25 protein-coding genes, 4 pseudogenes and 1 riboswitch are annotated in these 22606 nt (G+C 63.6%); of the genes and pseudogenes, 15 read left to right on the forward strand and 14 right to left on the reverse strand.

Annotated elements, in window-relative coordinates; genetic code table 11:
• Positions 1-105 precede the first annotated feature (105 nt).
• Together CJD35_RS21355 and CJD35_RS21365 are read left to right on the forward strand one after the other, a co-directional pair.
• Positions 106-684, forward strand: a complete 579-nt coding sequence (locus CJD35_RS21355; RefSeq protein ID WP_244917332.1) for a TetR/AcrR family transcriptional regulator — start codon at positions 106-108, stop codon at positions 682-684.
• 409 nt (positions 685-1093) lie between these two features.
• A pseudogene (locus tag CJD35_RS21365) lies at positions 1094-2387 on the forward strand (IS110 family RNA-guided transposase).
• Between the two features lie 213 nt (positions 2388-2600).
• Here the strand turns inward: CJD35_RS21365 and CJD35_RS21370 are convergent.
• Positions 2601-2735: pseudogene (locus tag CJD35_RS21370) on the reverse strand (IS3 family transposase); the annotation flags it as partial.
• A gap of 67 nt (positions 2736-2802) precedes the next feature.
• Here CJD35_RS21370 and CJD35_RS21375 point away from each other — a divergent pair.
• Entirely contained in the window at positions 2803-2982 is a 180-nt protein-coding gene (locus tag CJD35_RS21375) for an EAL domain-containing protein (RefSeq protein ID WP_244917333.1), read from the forward strand.
• Positions 2983-3036: 54 nt separating this feature from the next.
• On the opposite strand, the gene CJD35_RS21380 is transcribed toward CJD35_RS21375, so the two are convergent.
• From CJD35_RS21380 to CJD35_RS21390, 3 genes are all read right to left on the reverse strand, one after another.
• On the reverse strand, positions 3037-3417 hold the full coding sequence (locus CJD35_RS21380) for a nuclear transport factor 2 family protein (RefSeq protein WP_095687348.1): 381 nt from the start codon (positions 3415-3417) through the stop codon (positions 3037-3039).
• A gap of 39 nt (positions 3418-3456) precedes the next feature.
• Positions 3457-3990: a DUF937 domain-containing protein gene (locus CJD35_RS21385; RefSeq protein WP_095687349.1), complete on the reverse strand. Its 534-nt coding sequence runs from the start codon at positions 3988-3990 to the stop codon at positions 3457-3459.
• 172 nt (positions 3991-4162) lie between these two features.
• Complete coding sequence (locus tag CJD35_RS21390) at positions 4163-4546, reverse strand: hypothetical protein (protein ID WP_244917334.1); 384 nt, start codon at positions 4544-4546, stop codon at positions 4163-4165.
• On the opposite strand from CJD35_RS21390, the gene CJD35_RS23275 reads away from it, so the two are divergent.
• From CJD35_RS23275 to CJD35_RS21420, 7 genes and pseudogenes are all read left to right on the forward strand, one after another.
• Entirely contained in the window at positions 4526-4921 is a 396-nt protein-coding gene (locus CJD35_RS23275; RefSeq protein ID WP_244917335.1) for a winged helix-turn-helix domain-containing protein, read from the forward strand. The genes CJD35_RS21390 and CJD35_RS23275 overlap by 21 nt on opposite strands.
• A gap of 44 nt (positions 4922-4965) precedes the next feature.
• Positions 4966-5673, forward strand: a complete 708-nt coding sequence (locus CJD35_RS23280) for a hypothetical protein (protein WP_244917336.1) — start codon at positions 4966-4968, stop codon at positions 5671-5673.
• Between the two features lie 17 nt (positions 5674-5690).
• Positions 5691-6209 carry a PaaI family thioesterase gene (locus tag CJD35_RS21400; protein ID WP_244917337.1) on the forward strand — a complete coding sequence of 173 codons (519 nt, stop codon included), beginning with the start codon at positions 5691-5693 and terminating at the stop codon, positions 6207-6209.
• Positions 6210-6328: 119 nt separating this feature from the next.
• Positions 6329-6404, forward strand: a riboswitch (Fluoride riboswitch).
• A 20-nt stretch (positions 6405-6424) separates the two neighbouring features.
• Positions 6425-6802 (forward strand): annotated as a pseudogene (crcB, locus tag CJD35_RS21405) (fluoride efflux transporter CrcB).
• A gap of 185 nt (positions 6803-6987) precedes the next feature.
• Positions 6988-7881, forward strand: coding sequence for a DnaJ C-terminal domain-containing protein (locus CJD35_RS21410; RefSeq protein WP_095687350.1), 894 nt, complete (start codon positions 6988-6990; stop codon positions 7879-7881).
• On the forward strand, positions 7878-8216 hold the full coding sequence (locus CJD35_RS21415) for a chaperone modulator CbpM (protein WP_095687351.1): 339 nt from the start codon (positions 7878-7880) through the stop codon (positions 8214-8216). The genes CJD35_RS21410 and CJD35_RS21415 overlap by 4 nt, the downstream gene beginning before the upstream one ends.
• Positions 8217-8423: 207 nt before the next feature.
• Positions 8424-8591, forward strand: a pseudogene (locus tag CJD35_RS21420) (acetyl-CoA C-acyltransferase); the annotation flags it as partial.
• 75 nt (positions 8592-8666) lie between these two features.
• On the opposite strand, the gene CJD35_RS21425 reads toward CJD35_RS21420, so the two are convergent.
• Both CJD35_RS21425 and CJD35_RS21430 read right to left on the reverse strand, forming a co-directional pair.
• Positions 8667-8915: a hypothetical protein gene (locus tag CJD35_RS21425; protein ID WP_095687352.1), complete on the reverse strand. Its 249-nt coding sequence runs from the start codon at positions 8913-8915 to the stop codon at positions 8667-8669.
• 260 nt (positions 8916-9175) lie between these two features.
• The gene (locus tag CJD35_RS21430) at positions 9176-10249 is read right to left on the reverse strand and encodes a catalase family protein (protein ID WP_095687353.1); all 1074 of its coding nucleotides are present in this window, start codon (positions 10247-10249) and stop codon (positions 9176-9178) included.
• A gap of 117 nt (positions 10250-10366) precedes the next feature.
• Between CJD35_RS21430 and CJD35_RS21435 the strand changes: the two genes are divergently transcribed.
• The 4 genes from CJD35_RS21435 to CJD35_RS21450 all read left to right on the forward strand — a co-directional run bounded on the left by CJD35_RS21435 (position 10367) and on the right by CJD35_RS21450 (position 15210).
• A complete protein-coding gene (locus CJD35_RS21435) occupies positions 10367-11362 on the forward strand; it encodes an SDR family oxidoreductase (RefSeq protein WP_095687354.1) in 996 nt (331 codons plus the stop codon).
• Between the two features lie 68 nt (positions 11363-11430).
• Complete coding sequence (locus CJD35_RS21440) at positions 11431-11937, forward strand: (2Fe-2S)-binding protein (RefSeq protein WP_095687355.1); 507 nt, start codon at positions 11431-11433, stop codon at positions 11935-11937.
• Positions 11934-12947 carry an FAD binding domain-containing protein gene (locus CJD35_RS21445; RefSeq protein WP_095687356.1) on the forward strand — a complete coding sequence of 338 codons (1014 nt, stop codon included), beginning with the start codon at positions 11934-11936 and terminating at the stop codon, positions 12945-12947. The genes CJD35_RS21440 and CJD35_RS21445 overlap by 4 nt, the downstream gene beginning before the upstream one ends.
• Before the next feature lie 10 nt (positions 12948-12957).
• On the forward strand, positions 12958-15210 hold the full coding sequence (locus CJD35_RS21450) for a xanthine dehydrogenase family protein molybdopterin-binding subunit (RefSeq protein ID WP_095687357.1): 2253 nt from the start codon (positions 12958-12960) through the stop codon (positions 15208-15210).
• Between the two features lie 78 nt (positions 15211-15288).
• Here the strand turns inward: CJD35_RS21450 and CJD35_RS21455 are convergent, their stop codons facing one another.
• From CJD35_RS21455 to CJD35_RS21465, 3 genes are all read right to left on the reverse strand, one after another.
• The gene (locus CJD35_RS21455) at positions 15289-15699 is read right to left on the reverse strand and encodes a hypothetical protein (RefSeq protein ID WP_095687358.1); all 411 of its coding nucleotides are present in this window, start codon (positions 15697-15699) and stop codon (positions 15289-15291) included.
• A gap of 125 nt (positions 15700-15824) precedes the next feature.
• Entirely contained in the window at positions 15825-16580 is a 756-nt protein-coding gene (locus CJD35_RS21460; protein WP_174703671.1) for an RES family NAD+ phosphorylase, read from the reverse strand.
• A complete protein-coding gene (locus CJD35_RS21465; protein WP_036530429.1) occupies positions 16573-17253 on the reverse strand; it encodes a hypothetical protein in 681 nt (226 codons plus the stop codon). Before CJD35_RS21465 ends, CJD35_RS21460 begins: the two co-directional genes overlap by 8 nt.
• Positions 17254-17481: 228 nt before the next feature.
• Here CJD35_RS21465 and ctrA point away from each other — a divergent pair, with 228 nt between their 5' ends.
• Positions 17482-18183: a response regulator transcription factor CtrA gene (gene ctrA / locus CJD35_RS21470; protein ID WP_095687359.1), complete on the forward strand. Its 702-nt coding sequence runs from the start codon at positions 17482-17484 to the stop codon at positions 18181-18183.
• Positions 18184-18321: 138 nt separating this feature from the next.
• On the opposite strand, the gene mreB is transcribed toward ctrA, so the two are convergent.
• The 5 genes from mreB to rnk form a co-directional block, all read right to left on the reverse strand.
• A complete protein-coding gene (gene mreB, locus CJD35_RS21475) occupies positions 18322-19323 on the reverse strand; it encodes a rod shape-determining protein (protein ID WP_095687360.1) in 1002 nt (333 codons plus the stop codon).
• Between the two features lie 232 nt (positions 19324-19555).
• Positions 19556-20905 (reverse strand): NADP-specific glutamate dehydrogenase, encoded by a 1350-nt coding sequence (gene gdhA, locus CJD35_RS21480; protein WP_095687361.1) that lies wholly within the window; start codon positions 20903-20905, stop codon positions 19556-19558.
• A gap of 153 nt (positions 20906-21058) precedes the next feature.
• Positions 21059-21538 carry a hypothetical protein gene (locus CJD35_RS21485; RefSeq protein WP_095687362.1) on the reverse strand — a complete coding sequence of 160 codons (480 nt, stop codon included), beginning with the start codon at positions 21536-21538 and terminating at the stop codon, positions 21059-21061.
• Between the two features lie 200 nt (positions 21539-21738).
• Positions 21739-21912, reverse strand: a complete 174-nt coding sequence (locus tag CJD35_RS22830) for a hypothetical protein (protein ID WP_174703672.1) — start codon at positions 21910-21912, stop codon at positions 21739-21741.
• Positions 21913-21965: 53 nt separating this feature from the next.
• Positions 21966-22391 carry a nucleoside diphosphate kinase regulator gene (rnk, locus tag CJD35_RS21490; RefSeq protein ID WP_095687363.1) on the reverse strand — a complete coding sequence of 142 codons (426 nt, stop codon included), beginning with the start codon at positions 22389-22391 and terminating at the stop codon, positions 21966-21968.
• Positions 22392-22606: the final 215 nt, after the last annotated feature.

The following is a 22606-nucleotide window of genomic DNA, read 5'->3' on the forward strand; positions in this document are numbered from 1 at the left end:
TATCGATGTCAGCGACGAGGCTCAAGCTATTATTTATCGATCATTCCATATCAGGCGCCAGAAATGACAGAGACGAAAGCACGTCGCGGCGCAGGTCGCCCTCGCGTGTTCGACACTAACGCAGCGCTCGACAAGGCGGTACGGCTGTTCTGGCAGCGCGGCTACGAGGCGACTTCGATGGCCGATCTGGTGGCAGAGACTGGCGTCGCCGCCGCCAGTTTCTATGCGGCGTTTGGCAACAAGGCGGGGCTGTTCGCGGCGGTGATCGAGCGCTATGCCGCGACGTTCAGCGTCCACCTCTATGCCCCCATCAACGACCCGGCGTTGTCCACCTTCGAGGCCGTCAAAGGCCTGCTGGAGCGAGCGGCGTCATCGTTCTCGGAGCCTGGAACGCCGGCCGGCTGCTTCATGTATTCGGCAGCGGCAGCCGTGTCGCCGGCGTCCGCCGCCATCGAATGCCTGCTGCGCGACAAGCGTATCGCGGCGGAGGCCCTCCTGATCGAGCGTCTGCATCGCGGCGCCGCGCAGGGCGAGCTTGCGGCCGATGCCGATCCGGCCGTGCTAGGCAAATTCATCAATACGGTCATGGAAGGCATGTCCGTTCAAGCGCGCGACGGCGCTACGATTAACGAACTGCTCTCCATCACCAAAATGGCACTCGATCGATGGCCGGCTGCGGTGTAATCGTCCAGGCGAGATCGTCCTTGATGTTCTAGCAACAAGCCTCTGTCGACTAACAACCAAGCCCACTGCGAGCCCAGTCCGTATGTCCGGATTGACCTGATCGCGCCAGCTCCCGCTCAAAGAAAATGCCCGCGCCCGGTTGAAAGGACTTTTCTACAACATCCGTGTAGGTCGGCTTTCCCGGCCTGCTGAAGTCCGGCGTGACGCGGTTGATGTAGGCCCAGTGGTCGAGCGCCCGCGAAATAAATTCCGGACCATAGCACATTGGGAAGCGGCCCCTCGAAGGGGCGCATTGCCTTGATGAAGGCAAGGGCGCGTAGCGCCCGCAGGCTTCATCAAGGCAGTCATGATCGGCCCGCAGGTCTCTAAAGTGAAGTTGTCGACTCAACCCTTTGGAGACAGACCGACCATGACCAAGCGTAGCTCTAATCCCACCGACGCCGTGCTGGTAGCCATCGATATGTCCAAACACCGCCAGGAGGTCCTGATCGAACGTCCAGAAGGCGGACGCCGACGTCGCATGACGGTGATGGCGACAAAGGCAGATTATGATCGCCTAGCCACGGATCTTAGCGACATCGGGCGTCCGATCATCGTCGGCTTCGAGGCTACTGGTAACTACCATCGCACGCTGGCGCATCGCCTGCTGTCCGCCGGCTTCGAGTTGCGCTTGATCTCGTCCGTTGCCTTGGCTCGAACGCGCGAGGCTCTGCACAATGGCTGGGACAAGAACGATTCCAAGGATGCGCAAGTGATCCTGCACATGCTGCGGATCGGCGCCACCCAGCGATACGTCGATCCGCTCGCCGCCGGGATCAACGACCTGCAGGAGATGTCGAAAACGCACGAGGCGATCTCCAAGGCTAAGACGCAGACATGGCATCGCATCCTGACCCACTACCTGCCGCTCTATTTCCCGGAGATTGAACGCTTCGCTGGCAACAGCCGATCCGACTGGTTCCTTGCTCTGCTCGAACGATTCCCGACTCCAGCCAGCATGACTGTGCTCGGCCAGGAGACTTTCTCCCGCGAAGCATGGGACTTGGTCGGCCGCAAAGTGTCCAAAGCCCGGCTGATCAACGATATCTACGAGACCGCCTGCGCCTCCGTGGCGCTACCTGTCAACGAGGATTCCGTCTCGATCGCTATGTTCCGCATGGTGATCGCCCAAGCACGCAACCTGATCCGGCAGCGCGACGAGATCGAGCGAACGGCGCATGCCATGCTGGCCGAAAACCGCGATTATCAGCTTCTGCGCATGATCCCCGGCATTGGGCCCATCAATGCGTTGACCATTCTCGCCGAGGCAGGCGATCTACGCCGCTTCAGCCATCACCGTCAGTTCCTGAAGTTCTGCGGTCTTGATCTTGCGACCCGGCAGTCCGGTACATTCCGAGGCCGCACGATGCTGTCCAAGTACGGTAATGCGCGATTGCGGCGGACCTTTTGGATGGCTGCCCAGGTCGCCGCACGTCAGCGCAACAACAGTTTCCGCGACAAGCTCGGACGATACACTGCCGGGCACGCGGATGATGCCGATCGTCGCCGCAAGGCGATGACGGCGCTCACCGCCAAGATGGCGCGCGTTGCCCATGCCGTCATCAAGACGGGGACAGAGTACCGACCGTTCCTTGAACGGTCGGATGCCAGGTGGAAGGACCCCTCTCTGCAAGTGCCGTGAGGGCGCGAAAGCGACCCTGTAGATAATGTTCGGGCCTTCCACCTGGGTGCGTATCTCGTTCTAAGGACGGTGAGGACCACGGCCGCTTCGGCGCCGCTGGATCCTGTGTTTGCTATGGCAGGGAGCGATCCCGTTGACGGTGGAAGCCATCTGGCTCAGAATGCATGCCTCGCCGCTCAATGTCGGCGCATAGAGATCTGTTGACCAAATCTCGCTTTCCTTCGTGACCCAGGACGTTATCCACCCTGATCTTGGCAGGCGGACTGCCGCGCTCGAACAGCAGGCGGTCCATGACATCGACCACCTGTTCACCCTTGATCCCCTGATCGACGTGGATCGCCAGGCACTCGCGGGTATAGGCATCGACAACATCTCCAGCTTAAATCAGCGACAGGTCGTTCCTTGCTCCGCTGGAATCGCAGCCTGACATGCGAGAAGTGCTGATCTCCATCGTCGGCCTGGCGAAGGCCTATCATCTTGAAGTCTGTGCCGAAGGGATCGAGACGCCGGGACAGGCGCAGCTTGCGCGCATCGCGGGTTGCGGCCGCTTGCAAGGTTGGCTGTTCGGGCGTCCGCAAGCCGCGAGCGCGTGCCAGACCGTGGCGTTGCGAGCTTAGGAGCGCGAGGGAAGCGGTCGTCCGGTCAACGACCGCGCCGACCCTGCGGAACGATCATGGCCGAACGACGGGCGAGCAATGGGCCGCCTCGATGCGCCACTGATCGCCCGGCAGCCGGTGCCAGCAGCGCGTATAGGCGAAGGTGCCGCTGAAAGGTTGCGCGTCGTAGGATCCCGACAACTGGACCGTGACGCAGACCACCGCGCTGTCGCCTAGGAGGCGAATGAGGGGTGGCTCGATGGGGTCCAGTTGTTCGATGCGAAGCAGGCCGGACTGGTGAGCGCCGAGATCATCGCCCTTGTCGAGCCGCACGCCGACCTGGTTGGTAAAAATCAGATCGGGGCTGAGCAGGGCATCGAGGGTCGCCGCATCGCTGGCGAGCATCGACGCGCGAAGCCGGCCTTCGGCATGCTCGATCTGCGCGCGGTCGTCCATAAGCAGGCCTGCCCCAAAGTCGTTTGAAAGGGAGGGCGGTCAACGGCCGCCCAGGATCGATCCCAATATGCCGCCGAGTCCGCCGGCTGATGCGGCGCTCCCGGAGGACCCGCCGCTACCGGCGAGCGCACCGGCAATGCTGCCGAGAATGGATTCCAGTCCGCCCTGCTGCCCCCCGGAGCGCTTGGCGAGGTGCCCCGCGACAAGCATCGCGAGGATAGGGAGCATCTTCTTGAGGATCGCGGGATCGAGGCCAGTGGCTTGCGATGCTTTCCCGGCGACCTCCCGGCTGACGTCCTTCGAGCCGAACAGGCTCGCCAGCAGTTGATTGCCAAGGCCGGTGTCAGTGGGGCTGGAGCCGACGACATTATCGATGAGCCCCGAGCCGCCCAACGCCTGGACCTGCGCCGCTAGACCCGCCGGCTCAACCGGGGCCGCCGTCTTGCCGTCGATACTGCCGATGAGCGAGGGAACAAGAGCCTGCGCCCCGCGCTCGGCATCTTCGCGTGAAATGCCAAGTTGCTGGGTCAAGGCGTCGAGGCTTCCTTCGGGAAGCAGATCGGCAAGGTTCATGTCACGTCTCCATTTCGCATGCGGGGCGGGGCAGCGTTGCACCAAGGGGTGGGCATCATCGGTCAGGGCGTCAACAGGCTTTCAGCCGCGCCGATACTTGCGCAGCGATGAGGCGGACAGTTCGGCGCGGCCCGCGGCGCCAAGAGCAAGCGCCGGCCCTTGGGATCAAGGGCTACCGTGACGATTTCGACGCGCCCTCGGCCCTCGAGGCTGCCAGCCAATAGAGGACCGCGGCGATAAGCCAGAGGCCGGCGAACAGGGCGCTGAATGTTCCGCCGCGCGCATCAATCTGTGCGCCCATCGCCGCGATGCCTGCCTGGGCAGCGGCAGCCGCGCTATGGGAGATCGCCATGCCCAGCGGTCTGAAGCGCGCCATCGCCGAGCCGATGAAGGCGATGATGGGCACGCCCGCGAAGAGGAGGTTGAAGGGACTGTCTTCCGAGCCGATCATGCCGACCGCGAGATTTGCCCAGATCATCAGGGTCCCGGAAAGACCGATGAGCGTCATGAGAAGCATATGAGGTTTTGCTGAAAAGTGCCGCCGCGCGGATATCATTTCGGCCAGTTCGTCCTCGATCCCGAGGATCGGCCCTTGCTGCGTGACGGCGTTCCGGTCGAGCTCAACGCTCGCTATCTCGACGCACTGGCGCTTCTCGTGCGCAATGCCGGGTCGCTCGTCGGCAAGGACCGTTTTCTGGGGGAAGTCTGGAAAGATGTGCCTGTCACCGACGAGGCGCTGACCCAATGCATCCGGCTCCTTCGCCAGCGTCTGGGTGACGATGCGAGCCGTCCGCATTTCATCGAGACGGTACCCAAGCATGGCTACCGCTTCATTGCCGAGGTCAACTGGCGCGAAGGCTCTGCCCCGGCCGAAGACTCGGCCCCCACACGCTTCACCCGTCGGCCGCGCCCTCGGCGCTCCGCCGCGTAGCGATGATGGCGGGAGCCGGAACGCTGGGTGCTGGGGGCGCCGGATTGATCGGCGGGCTCGCCTATGGGTTTGTCGCCGCGACGCCGCCACTGCCAGGCGGAGGCGGCGCCGCGTCCTCCGTCTTCGTGTTGCTCTGGCTCACCTTGGCGGTGGCTTTCGTGGGCGGCGCGAGCGTCAGCCTGGGGATCGCCATAGCCGAGGCCGCAGGCAAACGCCCATGGCTTACTCTTGGCGGCGCAGTCGGCGGAATGATCGTCGGCGGCGTCGTGAAGTTGCTTGGGATCGACGCGTTCAATCTCCTGTTCGGCCAGTCACCGACAGGGATTACGGGCGGGCTCGAGGGGCTTTTCCTGGGGGCTGGGGTAGGCCTTGGTGCTACTTTGTCCGGCATGGGCCGCTCTGATCGTTCCCTTCGCTCTGTGGCAGCGCGCGCGGCGCTTTGCGGCGGTGCGGCGGGCAGCGTTGTCGTTCTTCTTGGCGGACATCTCATGGCCGGGAGTTTCGAGCAACTCGTCCAGACATTCCCGCAATCGCGGATCGGCCTTGCGCAGATCGGCGGCCTGTTCGGCGAGCAAGGTCTTGGTCCGGTGGCCGAGGCGGCCTCTGCGTTCGTTGAGGGCGCGCTGTTCGCGGCGGGCGTGGTCGTTGCCATGAAGCTCGCGCGCCGTGATTTGGACAGGCCTGAAGGCCGCTCGGCGGCGTCGTCCGGCCTGGTCACGAGCGGCAGAGGCAGCGCGCCTCGGTTGGGTTAGGGCCCGCCAGCCCGGGTATGGGCAGCGAAGAGGTAGATAGGCCTGATCGGCTTGATTTTCCTTTCGGTTATCAGAACAGGTTTCCTGCGATAAGAGCGGTCGACATGAACAATGATCTTCCCGAACCGCGCCTGGATTTTGACGGCCTCAATGCGTTTCTCGACGCCGCCTTTCCGCTCGAAGCGCGCGCCAATTTAGGTTCGCTCGTGGAGATCGCTCCGGGGCGTGTCCGGATGCTGCTCGAGCCGACTGCGGCGATGGCGCGGCCTGGAGGGATCGTATCAGGCCCTTCGTTGATGGCGCTGGCCGACATTGCGGCGTATGCTGCGATTGCCGCCCATTATGGTCCTGAACCTATGGCAGTAACACATAACCTTTCGATCTCTTTCTTGCGGGCCTGCCAGTTCGAGGCGATCCATGCCGATGCCCGGCTGCTCAAACTCGGGCGCAGGCTATCAACGATCGACGTGCGGATCTGGCAGGGGCGCGAGGATCGCCTGGTGGCGCAAGCAACGGTTGGATACGCGCAGCCATAGTCGCAGTGTCCCCGCCACTTGGCGGCTGCTCCTTATCCCCGGGCCGACCGGAGGCTCGGCCAGGCGCCGCCGGCCGCGTCGTTTCGGCAATTATTGATCACATATATCGCCCGCTAAATGTTGCGGAAGGCAATGGATTCCTGCCTGGCACATCGCCGAACCGCCCTCGCAAGGGACGATGATTCCTACCGGCACCATCTGGCGAAGGAGGAATCATGCGTTTGTTCTTCATCGTGTTCGTGGGTTCAGGGATAGGTGGCGCGCTACGCCATCTCGTAGGTCTTGTATCGCTTCGACTGCTCGGACCGAGCTTTCCCTCTGGAACCCTGGCCATAAATGTCTTCGGCTCAGCGCTGATGGGGTTGGTCATCGTAGTGCTTTCGATGCGTTCGGGGACCAACCATGAGCTGCGGGTCTTCCTGACCACCGGCCTCATCGGCGGCTTCACCACCTGGTCGACGTTCAGCCTTGACGCGTACAGTCTCTGGGAACGCGGCTAACAGGCGGCAGCGATAGGCTACGTCCTTAGCAGTCTCGTCCTGTCGTTCGCGGTTCTGGCCGTTGTCCTGGTGGCGGCTCGCCGCTTCGGTTGATGCAGATTAGAGGTTAGACTGAGTGTCAGCGCTCATTTGCCGGCGGCCCTGACGGCGGGACGGAGCCAGAAGAAAATCGTGCAGCCAGCCCCGACCGAAATCTTGTTTTTGTCCCGACCGCAACAAAATTGGATGAGCGCGGCTATGCCGCGCTGGGCCAATGATACAGGAGCGAGGGCACCACGTTGAGCAGTCCTTATGAGGTCTTGGGGGTATCGCCGACAGCCTCGGCGGATGAAATTCAGAAGGCCTACCGAAAGCTCGCCAAGACCCTCCATCCCGATCTCAATCCTGGCGACCGGACGGCTGAAGACAAGTTCAAAGCCGTCGCGGGAGCCTATGATCTCCTTCGCGATCCCGAAAAGCGGCGTCGCTTCGACGCCGGCGAGATCGACGAGACCGGCGCCGAGCGACCGCCGCAGGGCTATTACCGGGACTATGCCAGCAATGATTACGGCCGATATGCCAACAGCGGCGGCTTTGCGGATTTCGACGAGGACCTGTTCGCCGACTTGTTCCGGCAACGTGGGAGAGCGCAGCCCAATCGGCGCGGCGAGGATCTCCAGTTCCGCCTGGGTCTGACCTTGGCGCAGGCGATCACGGGCGGCGAACAGCGACTGACCCTGCCGGGCGGTGGTACGCTCGACGTCAAGATTCCCGCCGGGATCGTCGATGGCCAGACATTGCGCCTCAAGGGCAAGGGCGGGATGGGCTTTGGCAGCGGCGGCCCCGGTGACGCCTATATCATGCTCGAGGTTCTGCCCGATCCGCGATTTGCGCGAGAAGGCGATGATCTCGTTCTCGAGGTTCCGATCTCGCTGAGCGAAGCGGTACTTGGCGGCAAGATCCAGGTCGCGACACCGACGGGTCAGGTGTCGATGACAGTGCCGGCCGGTTCGAACAGCGGCAGCACATTGCGCCTGAAGGGGCAGGGGGCCCCGCGCGCAGGCGGCGGCCGCGGCGACGAACTGGTCAGGCTGAAGATCGTACTGCCCAAGCCGACCGATCCGGAGCTCGAAGCCTTTGTGAAAAACTGGGAGGCGGGCAGGGCACATAATCCGCGGGAGGCAAGCCGATGATCGACCTGGACGACTTCGTGCAGCGCACGGGTATCGCACGGCAGGTTCTGACGACCTGGATCGAGCGCGAATGGCTGGTCGCCGAGCACCCCGGCACGTTGCAGCTCTCGGAGATGGATGCCGCCAGAGCACGGCTCATTCATCAGTTGGAAGGCGATTTCGGGATCAACGACGAGGGTATCGAGATCGTTCTCCACCTGCTCGACCAGGTCCATGGCCTGCGCCGCGCGCTCGAGACCATGCAGCGAGCAGAACCTGCCGGGCGGGGCAGGGTGACCCGGCGTGGGAGCCGCCTCCGCCAGCGCTACTATCGTTTGGGCAAGCGCCGGCTTTAGTTGGCCAGTCGCCGCCCGCCAATAGGCGCGACCAAGATGGGGATTATCGCCAAAGGCACGCCGGTGACGCGCCTGGCTCGCGCGCAGTGGGAAAGTCGGCGGAAAGAGCGGGGAAGACTGTGGAACGCCTGTTAAAAGGACAGGACCGCACCGCGATACAATTCGGCGTGTCGTGGAGCATCAGCGACAAATCGCGTGGTCACAAAAGGGATCGGTCTTGGCCATCCGGTGGGCGCAACCGGAGCCATGTTGACAGTGAAGGCGCTCTACGAGTTGAGCCGCACCGGCGGCCGCTACGCCCTCGTGACCATGTGCATCGGCGGCGGGCAAGGGATCGCGATGATCATCGAGCGGCTTGGCCCAAGGCTTTCGTGATCCGCCCGCTCGGTGGCCATTCTATTTGGCAGCGGCAGGTTAGGCTTTGATGCAAAGGCCGGCGCGCTTCCCCTCCTAGGCGGAACCGCCCGGAGGGATGGCGTCTTGCGCGCTGGCGTCAGCCTCCGCGGCGCCGGCCTTTGCACCTTCTTCGGCGGCTTCGGCCACCGACTTTTCGAACATCTTCTTGAGCACCCAGCCCACCGCGAAAGTGACGGTTGCGGTGACCACTGCCCGTGCCGCGGTTTCCTCGAGCGACCGGATGAATTTCCGACGCCGGCTCGGGGCCGTGGCGCGTTCGATGATACTGTCAGCTGCTTTCATGTCCTGCCTCGCGTGATCCTTCGGTCGTGGAACGCGCTAGGCCCGGCTGCGCTCCCGGCGCCTATGGATCATGCGCAATAAAATGACGTCGAGGAGACGCCAGTAGCCCTCGTCAGCAGGAGGGGCCCGGGTGCTTGGAATGTCGCGCCGGTTGCCGACGCTACTTGCCGGCGAGCAAGGATTGGTCGAGACGCGCGTCATCCGGAGGATTTTCGCGTCCGATCATCTCGATGGCGTCACGGGCTATGACACTGCCGCGATCAGGCAGATGGCTCGTGAATCGGACAGCGGTTGTACGCGGAGCGGTAATTGGCCGACATCGGATACGCGCTGCGCCGGACGCGATTGATGACGCCGAGTGGCTGGTGAGCGGCAAGGCCATGCCATGGACTGAACGCAAGCCCGTCGTCGATGCGCCTGGCCTTCTCGTCGTTCCAGCCAGGCTGGGGCTCGACGACAATCCGGCCGATCGCGCGGAATGGGCTTTGAGCTTCGTCCCAGACCACTGTGGCATCCTCTACGGGCATCGCCTCGAGATCGGTGCACAACTGCACGCGCAATTCCCATTCCGCGCCGTGGGCGGCGATCACCGCGTCTACTTCTTCGCGCAAGCCATTGTCCCGGCCCGCCAAATCGACCGGCTGGTCTTTCAGCGCAACGAGGTGCGGCGAAACAGGAGCGAGGGAAAATTTCGCAATATGGTCGCCGAACCGAAAAGCGGTCTGGCTGTAGAAGGTTTCCCCGAGCGGATGCGTGACAGGGTGACCGCCCAGTTGCTTGATCTTAGCGCTCTCGCCGCCAAGGGCTTCGATCACCGCTTCTGTGCCGCGCAGGACGGCTGACAGCGCCTTTTTGCTGCGTTCCGCCTTGTCCGTGGTCTTGGCGAGCAGTTTCAGATTGGCGAGAAAGTCCTTGGCTCGCGGCGCCGAGAAGGCCGGTCCGTTGACCATGATGATGTCCTGCGTGCTGGCATCCTCGGAACCTGGAAGCCGCTCGCCCTCGACGCCCAGGATCTTGATCGCCATCCCGCGCGGCAGGGAGACGCTGTCGGGAAGGATGTCGCCGGCGTTCGTCGAGATGCGCAGCACGACCTTGTGGTGGCCGCGGCGGGCGGCGATGCCCTGGGCAAGTTCGGCCGGCAAGCCGTCGAACAAGGCGAGCATACCCTCAAGCAGGCCGTGGCTCTTGGCATGCACGCTTCGCACCGCGTGCCCATAATCCTGCGAGGTCGTCTCGAGGATCCTGTGCAGTTCCCGGTCGATCGCCATGCTGGTCTCCGCTTCCTCCGGCTCAGGCGTCTCGACATCGGGGGAGAACAGAACCGGCTGCGGCATGAGGTGTTCCTTGGATCTAGCGTCTGTGCCGGAACCCGTCGCCGGGCAGGCGAGTTCCCATAGCGCATCCATTATGCCGGTCGCACGGCAACCGCCGCAAACCGACCGGACCGCCCCATGCCGCACCGACCGCTTTCCGATCAGGTCTTCGTCATCACTGGCGCGAGCTCCGGTATCGGCCTGCTTACCGCGCGTAAGGCGGCAGGGGCCGGCGCGCGCGTGTTCCTCATCAGCCGGAATGACGCGGCCCTGCGCGCGATCGTGCAGGAGATCGAGGCGGACGGTGGCCGGGCGGCTTACGCTGTCGCCGATGTCGGGGATCGCGAGGCGCTGCAGCGCGCCGCTTCCTGCGCCATAGCGGCCTTCGGCCGCGTCGACACATGGGTCAGCAACGCGGGGGTCGCCATCTATGCGCCGCTGCTCGCCACGCCATTGGAGGAACATGAGCGATTGTTCCGCACCAACTATTTCGGGGCGGTCAACAGCGCGCAGGTCGCCGTGCCCTATCTCACGGCAAGTGGCGGCGCGCTCGTTACGATCGGCTCGATTGCCGGCGACATGCCTTCGCCTGTCATGGGCGCTTATACTGCCTCCAAGCATGCGATCCACGCCTTCGTCGCCTCGCTGCGGATCGAACTCAAGGCCGCGCGATCGCCGGTGCGGGTGACGCTGATCAAGCCGTCGGGCATGACCACGCCGATCGCGATGCATGCCGCCAATCACCAGGACGGCCAAGCGCGGATCCCGCCGCCGCCTTATGATCCGGCGCTCGTGGCCGATGCCATACTCTATACCGCGACCCACAATGTTCGTGCCCTCACGGTCGGCGGCATCGGACGGCTGGAGGTGTTGTTCGCCAGCCATTTTCCGGCGCTGTTTGAGCGTCTCGCGCCGCTCGTCGGGCCTTTTCTCGTCGATCGCTCGAAGCCCGCGACGCAAGGTGACAATCTTTTCGGGCCGGGCGCCGATGGCGAGGCACGCTCGCGCAACGAGGAAGGGCGCCGATCGAGCCTAACCCTGGCGGCACGGACACGGCCACACGCGGCTGCGGCGCTCGTCGGCGGGGCTGCTGTGATCCTGGGCGGCCTGTTCCTGCGGAATCGGCGATCCTAGGGGAACCAGGGGGCGACCGGGGGGATTATCGAACAGAGCCGCGCTCCCGCGCGGGACAGGGAGCTGCCATGGCCACCATTTCCAAACCCGCGGCCCCTGGCGACGTCGAACCTCTCGATATCAGCCTCACCATCAACGGCGAACGGCAGGCGTTCACGGTCCTGCCTTGGGTAACGCTGCTCGATCTGCTGCGCGATCATGCCGATTTCACGGGCACGAAGAAGGGCTGCGATCATGGCCAGTGCGGCGCCTGCACGGTGCTGGTCGGCGACCGCCGGATCAACAGCTGCCTGCGTCTTGCGGTGATGCATGATGGCGATAACATCACAACGATCGAGGGGATGGGCGATGGGGAGGCGCTGCATCCCCTGCAACAGGCGTTTTTGGACCATGACGCCTTCCAGTGCGGCTATTGCACGCCGGGCCAGATCTGCTCGGCCCAGGGGCTGATCAACGAAGGCCGTGCCCGAAGCCGGGAGGAGATACGCGAGCTCATGAGCGGCAATCTTTGTCGCTGCGGCGCGTATACGAACATCGCCGACGCCATCGAGCAGGTCTTGGGAGAGCGAGCATGAACCGCTTTGGCTATGCGCGGCCAACGTCGATCGCGGACGCCGTCAGGCTGGCCGCAAAGGACGGTGCGCGCTACATCGCGGGTGGCACAAACCTGGTCGATCTGATGAAGGAACATGTCGAACGGCCGACGAGCGTGATCGACATTACCCGGCTGCCACTGGGTAGGATCGAGGAGGCTGAGGATGGGGGATTGAGGCTCGGTGCGCTCGTGCCCAATGCCGACACCGCCTATGACCGGCGCGTCCAGGATCGTTACCCGCTACTGTCGTCGGCGATCCTGGCGGGCGCCAGCCCCCAGCTGCGCAATGCCGCGACCAATGGCGGGAATCTCAACCAGCGCACGCGTTGCTACTATTTTTATGACACGGCGACCCCCTGCAACAAGCGGGTCCCGGGCTCTGGCTGCGGCGCGATCGGTGGGGTCAACCGCATCCATGCCATTCTGGGGGCTAGCGATCAGTGCATCGCAACCCACCCGTCGGACATGTGCGTCGCCCTGGCCGCGCTCTCGGCCCAAGTGGAAGTGGCCGGCCCGAATGGCGTCCGCACGATCGCGTTCGCGGACTATCATCGCCTGCCCGGCGAGGATCCCGCGCGCGACAACAGCCTCGAGCGCGGCGAGCTCGTCACGGCCATCATCCTTCCGCATGAGGATTTCACGCAGAACTACACCTATCTGAAGTTGCGCGACCGCTTGTCCTACGCCTTCGCGCTCGTGTCGGTGGCGGCGGCTCTGCGTATCGAGGGCGCCAGGATCGCCGAGGCGCGCCTCGCGCTTGGCGGCGTGGCGCACAAGCCCTGGCGCCTTCCCCACGTCGAACAGTTGCTGGTCGGCCGCGAGGCGGGCGAGGCGGTCTTCCGGCAGGTCGCTGACGCGCTGCTCGACGGTGCGGCCGGCCAGGGCGAGAACGACTTCAAGATCCCGCTTGCGCGGCGCGCGATCGTGCGGGCGCTGTCGCAGGCCGCGGCCGGCACGCCGCAATCGCAAACCGACAAACGCGTCGCCTGAGGACAGGACCATGGCAGCCATCATCGCTCACGACGGCATCGGCGCTCCGCTCAGCCGGGTCGAGGGACTTCTGAAGGTGACCGGCAAGGCGCGCTATGCCGCCGAATATCCCACCACTGGTCTGCTCCATGGGGTCGTCGTCAATGCCGCGATCGCGCGCGGGCGGATCACCCGGATCGACGACAGTGCCGCACGCGCGGTCGCAGGCGTCGTCGATGTGCTCACCCATGAAAATCGGCTGGAGATCGCATCCGCGGACAAGAAATTTCAGGATGACGTCGCCCCGCCCGGCTCGCCCTTGCGCCCCCTGTGCGACGCGCAGATCCACTATAATGGCCAGCCGGTCGCCCTCGTCGTCGCCGAGACATTCGAGGCGGCGCGCTATGCGGCAAGTCTCGTCGAGCTCGGCTACGAGCAGGATGCGCACAATACCCGGTTCGAAGTCGCGCTTGCGGAAAAGTTCGTGCCCAGGAAGAAGCGGTCAGGATATTATCCGCCCAAGAACCGTGGCGACGCGCGCTCGGCCTTCGAGACCGCACCGGTCACGATCGCCGGCGATTATCACAAGGGCGCCGAGCACCATAATCCCATGGAGATGCATGCCTCGACCGTCTTCTTCGAAGGAGACGGCAGGCTCACGGTTCATGACAAGACACAGGGTCCTCAGAATGTGCAGGCCTATCTGGCCGGCGCGTTCGACCTGAAGGCCGACGATGTCCGCGTGCTCAATCCCTTTGTCGGCGGCGCGTTTGGTTCGGGGCTGCGACCACAATATAATGTGTATTTGGCAGCCATGGCCGCCTTGAAGCTGAAACGCTCGGTACGCGTCGTGCTCACCCGCCAGCAGATGTTCACCCATACGCACCGCCCCGAATGCCTCAACTCGATCTCGCTTGGTGCCGAGCGCGACGGGGCTCTGACAGCGATCCTGACCGACGCCACGACCCTGACGTCCAGGTTCGAGAATTACATGGAGACCGTCGTCAACTGGGGCATGATGAACTATGCCTGCGAGAACGCGGAAGGCGCCTCCTATATCGCGCCGGTCGACACCTATACGCCTGGCGACATGCGCGCGCCCGGCGCGGCGACCGGCATGACACAATTCGAGATGGCGATGGACGAGCTGTCTTACGCGGTCGGCATCGATCCTCTCGACTTGCGGGTGAAGAATTACTCCAACATCGACGCGATGAACGGGACCGAGTTCACCAGCAAGGCTCTGCGCGAAGCCTATGCGCAGGGCGCCCAGGCTTTTGGATGGGACAGGCGCAGCCCGCAGCCGCGTTCGATGCGCGAAGGCCAGGAACTGATCGGCTGGGGCATGGCGACCGGAATGTGGGACGCGATGTTCTCCAAATGCGCGGCCCGTGCGACGCTCAAGACCGACGGCACGCTCGAAGTCGCAAGCGCGATGTCGGACATCGGCACGGGCACCTATACGGTGATGACCCAAGTCGCGGCGGATACGCTCGGACTACCGGCCTCGGCTATCAGGGCAAAGCTCGGCGATTCCACCCTTCCGCTATCGCCGGTAGAGGGCGGCTCCTGGGGTGCGGCGTCAGTGGGCGCAGCGGTGCAGCTTGCCTGTCATGGCGTGGCCGCCCGGCTCGCCAAGGCTGCTGCGAAGATGGACGGCGATCCGCTCGAGGGCGCGAAGCTGGATGACCTGCTCTTCGAGAATGGGACCATGCGCCGCCGCGACGGCAAAGGTGAAGCGGTCCCCTTCACGGCGGCGATGGAGGCCGCGGCGCTGGACAGGATCGAGGTCGAGAAGACAGCGCAGCCTGGCCCCCTCGACATGGTCAGCCTGATGCGCAAGTCGCGCAACACCCATAGCGCGGTGTTCTGCGAGGTGCGGGTGGACGAGGAGCTGGGCGTCGTCCGTGTGACGCGGGTGGTGAGCGCGATCGCGGCCGGCAGGATCATCAACCCCAAGACCGCGCGCAGCCAGATACTCGGCGGGATCGTGATGGGGATCGGCGCGGCGCTGCACGAGGAAAGCTTCCTCGATCACCGGCTCGGCCGGTTCATGAACCACAACTACGCGGAATATCATGTGCCTGCCCATGCCGACATCCACGATATCGAGGTGATCTTCGTCCACGAGCCGGACCCCGAAGTCACACCGCTCGGCGTGAAGGGCCTGGGCGAGATCGGTATAGTCGGCACTGCGGCCGCAGTCGCAAATGCCATTTATCACGCGACCGGGGCGCGGGTACGCAGCCTGCCGGTCACGATCGACAAGCTGCTCGTGGACTGAAGCCGCGCTTCCCGCATGGGCGCTCCCAGGGAGCGGCCACCCTACGGTGATCGCGCGGGGTGGCGGGTCGCATGAATGTCAGGGAGCGGGATATCGGGCGACGATTGCGGCGAGCTCTGCCGAAATCGCGTCTGCATCGCGGATAAGATCATCGGCCTGCGCATCGATCTCCTGCTGGATGTCGCGCGGCCACTCATGCTCCATCGTCGCGGCAAGCCGGCTGGCAGAATTGAGATAGGTGCTGGTACGCGCTTCCAGCATGGTGCACTGGTCCGCGTCGGTGTCGCTCTGGGTTGCCGGGTGGGCGGCGGCGAGCACCTTGCGGGCGGCGCGAACCAGCGCGCTCATGCGCAGACCGATCATGCCAAGATGCTGGGCGCGCCACTTGTCGACGGTCGCGTTGTCGTAGGCGGTGCGCGTGTCGCGGATTTCCTGGATCAGGAAGTCCGCTTCGGCCTGCGGGGTCATTTTGGATTTCGGTTCGAACATAGGCTTTCTCCATGCTTTGGCGCCGCCCGTACAAGCCGTGCGGTCGCCAGGGTTTAGGAAGGGGAGGGAGGCTGCCGCCTGGCGGAGCAGGTCGGAGCTAGATCGCCGAAGCGGGCTTCGCGGGGCTATTTGCCGGTGATCTTCACCCCGATGATGTCGGCGAGCTCGATGAGTGCAGTGAAGGTGTCGGCATCGGCGACGATGTCGACCGGCGCTTCGACGCTGCTGAATGGATCGGGCGGCAGCCGGTCTTCGAACAGAATGAGGGCGCGCGCGCTATCGTCCTGACGAGATACCCATCCCAGTCCCTGGACGTCCGGACACTGGGCATGGATGGCCTCCGCCCAGGCGCGGGTCTGTGGATAGATATCCTTGTCGCTCTCGATGAGATCGACCCGCGGAATGCCAAGCTTGCGCAGCGCTGTGCTGCTGAGATCGGCAAGCCTGAGGTCCGCGGCGGGTTGCAATCTGGAATAATGATGCTTCCTGAGCTTGCGTTTCGCGACGGTCTTCAGTCCCGGCGCATGAGGCACATCGTGGAAGACCGTTTCCATGGCGGCGCATTCGAGCGTCGTGCCACCATAGAGGGTAGGGATCGCATTGCCGGCGGCATTGCGGAGCGGACTGAAACGCGCGTTGCCGTGTGGACCGGGGTTGAAGGCATCCGGGGCATATTCATCGGGGTGAATGCGATGGATGGTCTGGCTCGCTGACCAGCTCGTTCGTTTAACGAGCGCATCGAGGTTGTCGGGCGGCGAGGCGATCGTGCGCGAAGGGATCGCTCCGGCAGGGGCGGGAGCCGGAGCGACAGGCGCCTTCTTGCGCGTTCGTGGCTTAGCTGGATCGGCACCTGCGTCGCGGGGTTTGGCTCGTTTAGCCATGACGCACGCCGGCGACCTCGTCGTGCGCGGCCGCGAGTACGCGCTCGGGATCGCTGACGAGGAGATCCTGTGGCAGAGCGCCGCCCAGGAACCCGTTGGCGGACGCGAACCAGATCGCGATGTCCCAGGCATCGAGCTCATCCCCGAAAACCTGGAGAATGGGAGTGAGACCCTTTACCGGCCGATATTGCGCCTCCGGGTCGAGCGCATAAGCTGGGTAGAGATCATTGCCATCATGGCGCAGCGCGAAGATCCTACCTTCGCGCTTCCATTTATTTGGCTGGGCGCTCGAGTTCAGCCCAGTAAACCCTGCGATTCCGGACAATTTGGCCGCAGTGAGCCATTCCGCGCTTTCCAGCACAGCCTTGCGGGCTTCGGCGTTCATACGAGCCTGGGTGAGCAGATGTTCGGGCGGCGAAACGGCGGGGACGAGCGCGTCGACCAGCTTTTCGAGAGTTGCGGTCTCACGGTCCGCGAGGTTGCGAAGGATCATCGGCGCGATCAGACGCACCGCCTCCGCGAAGGCCGTGGCTGCCGCTTCTCCAGCATGTTCCAGCTGAAAGGCGATGATGGGGCCGTCCTTGTCCTTCAGACGCGCGCGCACGTCCCGCGCGGAGCCGGTAAGAGGTTTGATACGGACGTCCGAAAAATCCGGCGCTGTTGCGGTGGCCATGATCGCCTCACTGGATATGATGGATATCCATATAGCATGATATCCTAAATAATCAATGAGAGGTCGAATTCAATCAACATGTGCCGCGCTTTGTGCCGCGCGGCACATTCTCGCTTCGACAAGTGAGTTGATCGCCAGCATGCCCGCCTCGAAAGAAGGGCGGAGCGAAGCTTGTTAACCAAGCCATGTCATAGCGCTTTAACCAGGCTATCGAGGTAGGGACATTGCATGCGGGTTTTGTTGATCGAAGACGACACTACGGTCGCGAGTGCCCTCGAGCTGATGCTGAGTGCCGAGGGGTTCAATGTCTACTCGACCGACTTGGGCGAGGAGGGCCTCGATCTCGGCAAATCCTATGATTACGATCTCATCTGTCTCGACCTCAACCTGCCGGACGTGCACGGGTTCGACGTCCTCAAGAAGCTGCGGATGGGCCGAGTCGACACTCCGGTGCTGATCCTCTCGGGGATTTCGGAACTGGATTCCAAGGTCCGTGCCTTCGCCATGGGCGCGGACGAGTATCTGACCAAACCCTTCCATAAGATCGAGCTGGTCGCGCGGATCAACGCTGTCGTCCGCCGGTCGAAGGGTCATGCCGAGTCCGTCATACGTATCGGCAAGATTGCCGTGAACCTTGATGGGAAGGTCGCCGAAGTCGACGGGGCCCGCATACATCTGACAGGCAAGGAATATGCGATGCTCGAGCTGCTGGCCCTGCGCCAAGGCTCAACGCTCACCAAGGAAATGTTCCTGAACCATCTTTATGGCGGCATTGACGAACCGGAGCTCAAGATCATCGATGTTTTCATCTGCAAGCTACGAAAGAAACTGACCCTCGCATGCGGCGGCGAAAACTATATCGAAACGGTGTGGGGCCGCGGCTACATGCTCCGGGCGCCAGGCGAAGAGGCCTTTGAGCAAGCGGCCTAAAGCTTTGGGTGCTCCACACGCCTCGTATCTTTCGGCAGGGTGGATGTGCTGATGCCGTCCCTTTGAGCGCGGCAGTCCGCGCTTTCCCCTTGGGTGCTCCGCTCGGCTCTGACTAGATCGGCCTCAGGCTTCGTCCCATCAAGCTTCGAGCAGTCGTTCGAGGCCCTTGGCGACGCATTGCGCGGGCTCATCGGCCGTCATGACCTCAAGACCCGTTGCGTCTGCGATCATGGTGCGCATCAAGGGCACCAACGCGCTGCCGCCGGTCAGCAGGATGCCCTTGTCGTGGATGTCCTGACTGAGGTCTGGCGCGGTCTGCCCGAGCACGTCGCGCACGACCTTTACGATCTGGGCCACATGTTTTTCGACGACCCGGTCGAGATCGGCCATGTTGATCGCAATCGTCTTGGGCAGGCCGGTGCGCAGGCAGCGTCCGCTGACGGGTATCGCATCGCCTTGCGCGCTGCGTGACCCCTTATGCGCGACATAGTCGAGCTTGAGCTGTTCCGCCGAGCGATCGCCGATGAGGAATTTGTGCTGGAGATGGACCTGGTCGGCGAGCGCGCGATTGAGCGTGTCGCCGCCGATCCGCACCGATCCGGTGCCGCAAATCCCGCCAAGCGAGAAAACAGCAACCTCGGTCGTTCCCGCGCCGCATTCCACGATCATCGATCCGGCGGGCTCATCGACGGCAAGCCCGGCCCCGATGGCGGCGGCGAGCGGCTCGGTCAAAAGCGTGATCGGGCCGAGCCCGGCGTCGGCGGCGGCGGTGAGCATCGCTCCGCGCTCAGCCTGGGTCGCATCGGCGGGGACGCCAATGATGGCGGCGGGTGTGCGCCAGCGGCTCCGGCCCCTGGACTTCGACAGGGCATAGCGGAGCACCCGTTTCGCGGCATCGATGTCCTGCAGGACCCCGCGACATAGCGGCCGCGCAATGCGCAGGGCCGCTGGCGTGCGGTCGATCATCGCATAGGCCTCGCGGCCGGCGGCAAGCAGGCTGGTCATGTTATGCTTGCCCGCGACACAGCATAGCGACGGCTCGTCGAAAACGAGGCCGTCGCCGCGACGCAGAATGCGGATGTTCGCGGTCCCGAAATCGATTGCGATCTCCGGTCGCCGCTGTGGCAGGAAGGACGTCATAGGATCGTCCTACCCGTCCCTGGCCACATTGTCTTCCATCTTGGCCTCGTTCGAAGCCATGCAGCTCACGGCCGGCTGAAAACCGCGCTGCGGAACTTATAGATGCAACGCGCGGGAACGGCTCATCGGCTTGACGACCACGTCCCCGCGCCCGGAGCACGAACCGGAATTGTGCTATTGGTGGGCGGCGACGAAGAGACCATTGGGCCGCGGGCCGTAGGCACAGGCCGGCCTATATGACGCCAAGCGCCCGCATTGCCTCGGCCACGCGGACGAAGCCGGCGATGTTCGCGCCAAGGACATAGTCGCCCGGCGTTCCGAACTCGTCGGCGGTCGATGCGCAGGTGTCATGAATGCGGCGCATGATATCGGCAAGGCGCTGCTCGGTCTGCTCGAACGTCCAGCTGTCGCGCGACGCGTTCTGCTGCATCTCCAGGGCCGAGGTCGCCACGCCGCCTGCATTGGCGGCCTTGCCGGGCGCGAAGAGGACGCCCGCCTCCCTGAAGAAGCGTACGGCTTCCGGCGTCGAGGGCATGTTCGCGCCTTCGCCAACGGCGATCACGCCGTTCTGGATGAGCGCTTTGGCGTCGCGGCCAGTGAGCTCGTTCTGGGTGGCGGATGGCATCGCGATTTCGCAGGGGACGTCCCAGATGGAGCCGGTATCGGAGAAACGCGCTCCGTCGCCCTTGAGCCTGGCATATTCCGAAATGCGTTCCCGGCGGCTTTCCTTGACCTCTTTGAGGAGTGCGAGATCGATGCCGGCCTCATCGACCACATAGCCGCTCGAGTCCGAGCAGGCGACGACCTTGCCCCCGAATTCGGTTATCTTTTCGGCGGTGTAGATGGCGACATTACCCGAGCCCGACACCACCACGCGGCGATTATCGAAGGTGAGCTGCTTGGTCGCGAGCATGCGCTCGACGAAGTAGACCGCGCCGTAGCCGGTTGCTTCGGTCCGGGCGCGCGAGCCGCCGTAGACCAGGCCCTTTCCGGTAAGGACGCCGGCTTCGTAGCGATTGGTCAGGCGCTTGTACTGGCCGAACAGATAGCCGATTTCCCGGCCGCCCACGCCGATGTCGCCGGCGGGGACGTCGGTATATTCGCCCAGGTGCCGGTGAAGCTCGGTCATGTAGGACTGGCAGAAGCGCATGATCTCGCCGTCCGATCGGCCGCGCGGATCGAAGTCGGAGCCGCCCTTGCCGCCACCGATCGGAAGGCCGGTGAGCGCGTTCTTGAACGTCTGCTCGAAGCCGAGAAATTTGATGATGCCGACGTTCACCGACGGATGGAAGCGCAGGCCGCCCTTATAGGGGCCGAGTGCCGAGTTGAACTGTACGCGAAAGCCGCGGTTGATGTGGACCTGGCCCCGGTCGTCGACCCAGGGGACGCGGAAGATGATCTGGCGCTCGGGCTCGCAGATCCGCTCGATGAGGGCGTTCTCGAGATAGCTGGGATATTTCGCGACGACGCGGCCCAGGCTTTCGAGGACCTCGGTCACGGCCTGGTGAAATTCGAGCTCTCCTGCATTCCGGCGCAGGACCTGATCGAGCACGGGCTCGAGCTTCTCATCGATCTTCGACATGATTTCTCCCAAGGGCGAACACCCTCAAGCGCTTAATGCGAGGCTGTACGAAAGGCCATCGCGGTGTCTTCGGTGAGAGCGGTGGGGGTGGCAGGCGCGCTCTTCGCGCAGATGCGGTCGGCTAGCAGGTCATTGGGGGCCATCGCCTTTGGCTCAGGCGTTCGGCTTGTCGGCGAGTGCTGCGCAGATGGCGCTGGGGGTCCATCCGGTTTCGGTCGCGGTTTGGACGATCGTATTATAGGTAAGATCCTTGAGATCGGCGACTATGCGCGCACACTCCTCGTCGAACCAGGGATCGAGCTCCTCCATATATTCCCGGAGCGCCGCTTTCACGAGCAGCATATTGACCGAAAGGGAGAAGGCTAGGCCCTCCGGCCTTTGGTGCTCATTCCAGACGGCGATGAGAGGCATGTCTGCCTGGGCCGCTTTGAAAGCCTTCTCAGACTGCAGATCGAAGCAGTAGACGGGCTTCAGGCCATGGACGTCGGCCAGATGATTGAGCGTTGCCTGGCGGAAAGCCGCTCGAAGTTCGTCATCGGAGATGACCAGGGCGGCTGTCTTTGTTTGCCCGGGCAGTTTCACCACCTTCGCGGACGGAGCACTGCGCAATTGCTGCTTCAGCCGTTTGAACATGCGCAATGCTCCGGGTTGTGTGGTCCGATGCAAGTTACAGCAGGGCTGCCTGCGAGGAAAAGCTTTCAATTGTCGCAGTTCGGTGTTCCTGCAGGTTGCGATTGATTGATGAAGGTCCCGGCCATGCTATCGTTGCAGGTGGCTATTTCGGCGACGCAATACGGTCGACGATCTGCGGCGAGCGATCAGGCCGGGACTGACTATATCGATTTTGCCGGGTGTGGGGCCTTCGCTTCCTCGTCGCCGGCGGCGCCACGATCGATGATGAATATGCCATTCTCCAGCCGGGCAGCCCTGCGCATAGCCTGCCATGTTCCGTATTTGGCTTTGACGTAACGCGCCAATTTCATAGATTTGGCGGTGTTTACACGCATTCAGGCCTCCCGTGCAGGAACGGTTCGAGCGGCGCCCGGCTAGACCAACGCAGTCATTGGCTAAGCGGCAGCGGCAGCGGCTCGCGGCTTACCTTCGCGATGGTGAGCAGGCGTTCATGACCATCGCGGTCGGGCCAGAGGATCGACTGTCCGGCGCGCAGGCCGATGAGCCCGGCACCGACCGGGGTAAGGATGGATATCCGTCCTTCGGCGATGTCGGCGTCCTTGGGAAAGACGAGCTGGTAGCGATGTTCCTTGCCACTCGCTGCGTCCGTGAACTGGACCACGCTGTGCATTGTGACAATGTCGGCGGGAATTCGATCAGCCTTGTGGATGGTGGCGCGTCCCAGTTCTTCCAGCAGCAACTGGCTGACCTGGGGCAGGCGGGTGGCGGCGCTGGTGGCGAGATCGGCCAGGATATCGGCTTCGCTGTCGATCATATGGATGGGCGGCCGGCGGGCCGCTTTGGTCTTGGTCATGGCTATGGCTTTCCGGAATAGAGACAAGGCGCACCAATCCAAGTGGTGCGTCACATTGTACTGATCGAGCCCCGGGCTCGGGGCAGGATGCGCCGGAACCCGGGGCTAAATGCCCGCGAGAAGCTGTCCCCCGTGGTGGCGGAACCGGAAGTGATGACGCAGCATCTGCATCGGGTAATGATGTCCCCCTTGCGCCCCCAAGTCAAACCCGATGC

Origin of the sequence: Sphingobium xenophagum, from assembly GCF_002288285.1 — a bacterium.
GTDB classification, from domain to species: domain Bacteria; phylum Pseudomonadota; class Alphaproteobacteria; order Sphingomonadales; family Sphingomonadaceae; genus Sphingobium; species Sphingobium xenophagum.